Below are 6,326 nucleotides of genomic sequence, written 5' to 3'. Positions count from 1 at the left end.
GACGTGCCTGCCGGGATTTTTAATTGGAGTTGTATTTCACGAATACGCCCATGCTTTTGTTGCCACAAAATTTGGTGACGATACTCCCGAGCGATACGGTCGACTAACACTTAACCCAGCATCCCACGCGGATATTATGGGGACTATTATCTTTCCAATCGGATTGATGGTCTTTGGTATGACACCTTTTGGGTGGGCAAAGCCAGTTCCAGTAAATCCTGCAAGATTTAAGAAATATAAAATGGGTTCATTTTGGGTTGCTTTTGCTGGTCCAGGTGCAAATATTATCATTTCTATTCTATGTTCATTTCTTTTTGTTCTGATCACTCTAAAAGTGCCAGCATCAATTGGATTTAAAGATGCTCTTGTTCAAATGCTTAGATATTCAGTTCTTATAAACTTAGTGTTGGCTGTATTTAACCTTATTCCTTTCCCTCCTTTAGATGGATCAAAAATGGTTATGGCCTACCTTGATTATAATGCTGCTCGAAAATATGAAGAGCTTCAGAGATTTACATTTATATTCTTTATTATTTTATGGACGACAAATATATTCTCATACTTGTTAAGACCAATCTTTGGTCTATCAGACATGCTTACGGGAATGTTTTATATGCTTCTTAGCTAACGAACGGAGTATTTGATGCTGGATACAACTATTCAGGTTAAAACAGATAATTTTGATGGTCCTTTGGGTCTACTGCTTTTACTCGTTCAAAAAGAAGAGATGAGTGTTAAAGACTTAGACCTAACTAAAATCACGAGCCAGTATCTTGGTTATATCGCAGAAATGCGTGAGTTAAACTTTGATATTGCCGGAGATTACTTATTTCTTGCAGCGACACTTCTACTATTAAAGTCAAAGAACTGTATTACTGAAGAAGAGCAAGAAAGACTAAAAGATCAAATAGGTGATGGAGAAGGATTAAATATTACTTCTCAATCAGAACTTATAAGAAGGCTAGAAGAGCTTCAGCACTTTCAGAAAATGGGTGAAAAGCTTTGGGGACTGCCAAAGCAGAATGAAGATATTTTTGTTAAGCCAAAGGTTAATAGAAAGGCCATTGTTAACTCAATACTAACTCCAATGGAGCTAGATAAGTTAACTCTATCAATGATGGACTTCCTTTTTAGAGAAAAAAGAAAATACACTGTTGTTAAAAGAGATAGGCTTTCAATCAAAGAGAAGCTTGTTTTCTTGAAGAAGTTCTTAAGTGTTGGTCAGAAAACAACGCTACAGGATCTTCTCACTAGTGACGGTGGTGAAAACCTTGATAATAAAGTGATCACATTTATTTCAATTTTAGAGCTTGCAAGGCTTCAGCGTTTAGAAGTATTCCAAAATGAAGACTTAGGAAGTGTTTACGTTGATGTTGTTAGATCTCTTGAGGACTTTGATGTGACTCAAGCAGATGGTTTTGAAGATGAAGACGAATTAGCAGAGAAGGCCATTAGTGATGAAATAGCTAGTACTATTGCACAGAATGGTGTTGAAATTGCAGAGAATATAGAAGTTATTGCACAACCAGAACAGGCAAATGAAGAAGTAGTTCTTCAGTAATATTTTGAGAGAGATATATGAACGAAATAAATGAAACAGAAATCATTAATGATGAAATTTTAAGTCAAATTGAAAATGTAGTCATAGAAGATGAGTTGTTAGAAGTGTCGGCGCCAGAAGCTGAGACTGAAGACTTTACTGCTGTATTTCCATCAGAAGCTGATCTCGAATACCCAACGATAGAAATGAGTAGCGAAGATACTGTTGAAGTTGCTGAAGAAGTTGAAGAGCTTAATGAAGAGCAAGAAGATAAATTATGGCAAGCAAGAACTGGCCTTAATTTTGATACTCTTTGTGGAGCAATTGAAACAATTATTTTCATGAGTGATAAGCCTGTTGCTCTTGCTAAAATTAGAAATGTTATTGATGAAGACCTTCCTTTAAGAGTCGTTCATGCTTCTCTTGAGAGACTTCAAGAGGAATATGAAGTGAAACATCACGGAATTCGTCTACAGGAAGTTGCTGAGGGTTACCAGTTTAGAACTAAAGCAACTTATGCAAAATATGTTCAAGATTTATTTAAAGTAAACTCTCTTGTTCTTTCTCCAACAGCTCTAGAAGTTCTAGCGATTATTTCATATAAGCAGCCAGTTTCTAAAATTGAAGTTGAAAAAATTAGAGGAGTCGACTCATCTCATATTGTTAGAGGGTTGATGGATAAGAGGCTTGTAAGAGTAACAGGTAGATCTAATGATGTTGGTCGCCCGGTTCTTTATGGAACAACTTCTGAGTTCCTTGAAGTATTTAATCTATCAAGTTTAGATCAACTACCTCCAGAGCATGAGCTTGAGGAGATGAGCCAGCAAGAGATTGGAAAAATCTCTGATATTAAAACAATTGTTCACCATGGTGATAAGACTAGATTCTCATTTGATGAAATTGATGAGCTAGACGCTCTAGCCGATAAGATCAGAAGTATTGATTCTGAAACAGATTTTACAAGATCTTTAAAGCTAGAAGAGAAGAAGAGAAAGTCAGAAGAAGGCGAAGTTATTAAGTCTGCTTTCGATTTACTAGAAGAGCATCTTGATAATAGATTAGTTTCAAACGCAAATGAAGAATCACTTGCTTCTGAAATATTCACTGCGATCACTGATCCTCAAGTCATTAAAGATCTAACAGCTGGACCATTTAATATGCCAGAGTTGATGGACGATGAAGATGAAGATGATTTCCAAATGATTGATTTAGATACTGGTGAAGTCATTACTGATGATCTAGAAGATGATGGAAGTGTTGCTGATCCTGATGAAATAGTTGAGTTAGATGATGACTACGATATGCTTGTTGATATCGAAATGAGCGAAGAAGAAATTAAAGAAATTTCTGAAGCAACTGGACTTCCAATTCTTCCAGCTGATGATGAAGTAGAAGAAGTTAATTCTGAAGTTGTTGAAGAGAGCCCAATGGCAGCTCAAGCAGAAGAGACGGCAGCAAACCTATTTACTGAAAATAAAGATGAAGTAGATTCACTTGCAGCAGCTCTTGATGCAGCATTTGCTAACCTTACGGGCTCGAGCTTAGATGACTCTGATTTCGAAGAGAGTGGAGCAAATGTTGAAGAAAAAGCCAATGATATCGACGATTTAACTTCTATGATTTCAGAGAAGGCAAAGGACTTAGACCTCGATCTGAGCTTCTTAAACGACGATAACGAATAAATTTCCCATAATATTGACTTCGGTTTGGGGTGGTAGTAGATTGCCTCAAACCTAAAATAGGCTTCATACGAAGCTTGTTTATCTATTATTAATCTTAAACGGCCGAGATGGCAGATTAGGAGTTCAAAATGTCTGAATTAAGATTACAAAAATTTATCGCTGACTGTGGAATCACTTCAAGAAGAAAAGCTGAAGAGCTTATCGTTCAAGGACGTGTTCAAGTTAACGGCGACACAGTAAGAATACTTGGTACCAAAGTTAACCCTGACGTAGATGCAGTTATTGTTGATGGACAAATTGCTGACCTTGGAAGCGTTGATAAGGTTTACCTTGTTATGAATAAACCAAGAGGTTATGTCACTACAGTAGATGATCCTGAAGGAAGAAGAACTGTAATGGATCTTTGTAAAGAAGTCTCAGAAAGAATCTATCCAGTTGGTAGACTAGATTACCTATCTGAAGGACTTTTACTTTTAACTAATGATGGTGAAGTGGCCAACATGGTTATGCACCCTAGTTTTAATATCACTAAAGTTTATGAAGTTAAGGTCTTTGGATCAGTTACTGAGACAATTCTTAAGAAACTTAGAAATGGTGTTCAACTCGAAGAAGGCTTTGTTAAGCCTCTATCTGTAAGAGTGATTAAGCAACTTCCAAATAAGACTTGGGTTGAGTTTAGACTTGGTGAAGGTAGAAATAGAGAGATTAGAAAAATATGTGAGGCCTGTGGTCTTACTGTTGATAAGCTTAAGCGTGTTGCAATTGAAGGCCTTACGGTTGAAGGAATTGCTCCAAGTAAGTTTAGATACATCACTAAGAAACAACTCCTAAACCTTATTGGAGTTTCTGAAGATGGAAAGAAACTTGAAGGTGACAGAGCGTGGATGTCTTCTAAGAAGACTGTTAACTTAAAGAAGAAAGGCGTTCAAGCTGGTACTGCCGCAGATGATGAGGCATGGATCAAGTATAGAAAAGAAACTTATTTCAAATCAGTTAAAGAGCTAGATGAGAGACGTAAGAGTGAAGAAGAGGCAGCAAAAGCAGCTTCTCTTGCAGCTAGAGACGAAGCTCACTTTGCACGTAAGAAGAAGAAAGCTCTTCGTGAAAAGAAGAAAGCTGAAGCTAATTACAAAGCTCCACACGCAGTAATTGTAGATTAATTAATAGATTAAGCTGCCATAAGTTTTCTATGGCAGCTTATTATATGAATTAGATTTGTTCTAATACTTCCTGAATTATTATCTCTTGATTTTCAATATTATTCATTTTTAAAATGTCTTTCTCAAAGCACTCCACACAATCGTGATACGCTCTTTTTAGTTTACGACACTTATTAGATCCAATAAGCCCACTAAGTACTGATTCTGTATCCTTCACTGAGACACCTTCAATCTCTCTATTGTCTCCACTTATTTTCTTGCCAGCAATGAAGGCCATAGCACTATCTTTATCTAAGCTACAGGTGAAGTAGATTTCGCTATATAATTTAGGCCTATAGACTTTTTCTCGTTCAGATAACTTTTTTTGAAGGGGAGCTAATTCATTAGCATCAGCTTTTTGAATTTCTCTTTTTAACTTTCTAATTTCTTTTTCATATTGAGAGTTCTTTGTGAATAAGCTCTGGGCCTCACTTTCTGAATGCTTACAAGCACAGCGTTTGTTGGGAGATTTTGCTGAGCAACGAACTTGATAGTTAAAAAAATAGTGTGCAGGCATTTTCTCTGAGCAAAGTCTTTCATCATCAATGCCAAATAGAGTATATTTCGCGTTAGGACTATTTCCTGGAATTTTTCCCATCTCAATCCCTAAAGGAATATACATTCCTTTTTTAGTTTCTAGTCCAATTGATCTTGATGTAGCAGAGGCATTTATTTGTCTGTGGTAAACACGGATTGCTGACTTCTTACTGTCTCTATAGCTTAAGTGATTGAGCTCTTCATATTTACTTGAAGACTTATCCTTTGGAATATTTGGAACACTTATAGGAGTATCTTTTATCTTTAAATCCACTGTTTTATTTTTATCAATACTTCCATCAGAATTAAAATGCACAAGTAATCCATTAGCTAAACGAATAGAGAAGCTTTCATCTTCATTTGTAATGAGTTTAAGGTCTTCATTATTAGGATACATTTGATAAGCTTTGTAAGCGTTAGCAGAGCTATCTGTAGGAGCAGTTTGATAATGGCTGTGAATAAGAACTTTTCCAGTGCTTTGAAAAGACCAGCTTCTTACTGCTTCATACTCCTTTTCAGAATAGCTAAACTTTCGACTATCCTTAGATGTTTCTACTACAAATGAGCAAACACCATAAAGGTTTTGAACTTTTACTGAGGTCTTAGGATTTACTTGAATGAGTTTTGTCTGAGAGTCGTTACACTCATACTCACTACTGTATAAAAGGCTAGAGTAGGTAAGAGCAATAAAAAACAGAATAATTTTTTTCATCATACTATCACCAGAACTAAAAAGGCCTTATTGAAGATAAGGCCTATATATTTAATTAAATTTGAATCAATTAGTTATCGTAGTTGATAACTGAAGAGCTTGAAATATGTTCTTGGAGTATATCCATTGAATACTCTAGCGCCTGTTGTGCATAAGGGATGTCATTAATTCCTTTAAGGTCTTCTGCGAAGTGAGCTTTCTTAATAATTGAGGCACACATTCTCATAAACTCTGCACTTCCAGAAAAAAACTCTTCTTCATCATCTGTAACTAGAACATGCTGTAGCATCATGTTAACAGATTTTATTAACCTTATTTGCGATTGAGTTAACTCAGCTGTATCCATTTCGATGAAGATTTTTTCTCTTTTTGAAGTTGCACCACTCATAAATAATCCTTCTTTTCCCGGTTCTTAGGTGAATCTAAAGTACTCATCGCCACATTTCTCAATATTTTTAGTGTTTTAAGCTGGAGCAAAATACTTTTTTTAGATATGAGATTAAAGGTGGACAAAAGAAGTTATCTATTTTATTATGACCTCACTTTCGAAAGTTCCTACTTTCAATAATTTATCGCGGGATGGAGCAGTCAGGTAGCTCGTCGGGCTCATAACCCGAAGGTCGCAGGTTCGAATCCTGCTCCCGCAACCAATTTTC

At 36.1% G+C, this 6,326-nt stretch carries 6 protein-coding genes and 1 tRNA gene; 5 read left to right on the top strand and 2 right to left on the bottom strand.

The window, feature by feature from the left end; translation table 11 throughout:
- The 4 genes from ABX784_RS14850 to ABX784_RS14835 form a co-directional block, all read left to right on the top strand.
- Positions 1–628 (top strand): site-2 protease family protein (locus ABX784_RS14850; RefSeq protein WP_372655844.1); only part of this gene is annotated, 628 nt, incomplete at its 5' end.
- A 15-nt stretch (positions 629–643) separates the two neighbouring features.
- Positions 644–1,561, top strand: a complete 918-nt coding sequence (locus tag ABX784_RS14845) for a ScpA family protein (protein ID WP_372655843.1) — start codon at positions 644–646, stop codon at positions 1,559–1,561.
- A gap of 17 nt (positions 1,562–1,578) precedes the next feature.
- Complete coding sequence (gene scpB, locus ABX784_RS14840; RefSeq protein ID WP_372655842.1) at positions 1,579–3,222, top strand: SMC-Scp complex subunit ScpB; 1,644 nt, start codon at positions 1,579–1,581, stop codon at positions 3,220–3,222.
- A 128-nt stretch (positions 3,223–3,350) separates the two neighbouring features.
- Complete coding sequence (locus tag ABX784_RS14835; protein ID WP_372655841.1) at positions 3,351–4,382, top strand: pseudouridine synthase; 1,032 nt, start codon at positions 3,351–3,353, stop codon at positions 4,380–4,382.
- A 49-nt stretch (positions 4,383–4,431) separates the two neighbouring features.
- Here ABX784_RS14835 and ABX784_RS14830 read toward each other — a convergent pair whose 3' ends face one another.
- Together ABX784_RS14830 and ABX784_RS14825 are read right to left on the bottom strand one after the other, a co-directional pair.
- Positions 4,432–5,673, bottom strand: a complete 1,242-nt coding sequence (locus ABX784_RS14830) for a hypothetical protein (protein ID WP_372655840.1) — start codon at positions 5,671–5,673, stop codon at positions 4,432–4,434.
- Between the two features lie 67 nt (positions 5,674–5,740).
- The gene (locus tag ABX784_RS14825; RefSeq protein ID WP_372655839.1) at positions 5,741–6,058 is read right to left on the bottom strand and encodes a hypothetical protein; all 318 of its coding nucleotides are present in this window, start codon (positions 6,056–6,058) and stop codon (positions 5,741–5,743) included.
- Between the two features lie 185 nt (positions 6,059–6,243).
- On the opposite strand from ABX784_RS14825, the gene ABX784_RS14820 reads away from it, so the two are divergent.
- Positions 6,244–6,320, top strand: a tRNA-Met gene (locus tag ABX784_RS14820).
- Positions 6,321–6,326 lie beyond the last annotated feature (6 nt).

It is taken from the genome of Halobacteriovorax sp. (genome assembly GCF_041587335.1).
Lineage (GTDB): Bacteria > Bdellovibrionota > Bacteriovoracia > Bacteriovoracales > Bacteriovoracaceae > Halobacteriovorax.
The sequence above is the reverse complement of the archived record's forward strand: the minus strand, read 5'-3'. Positions and strand labels throughout refer to the sequence as shown.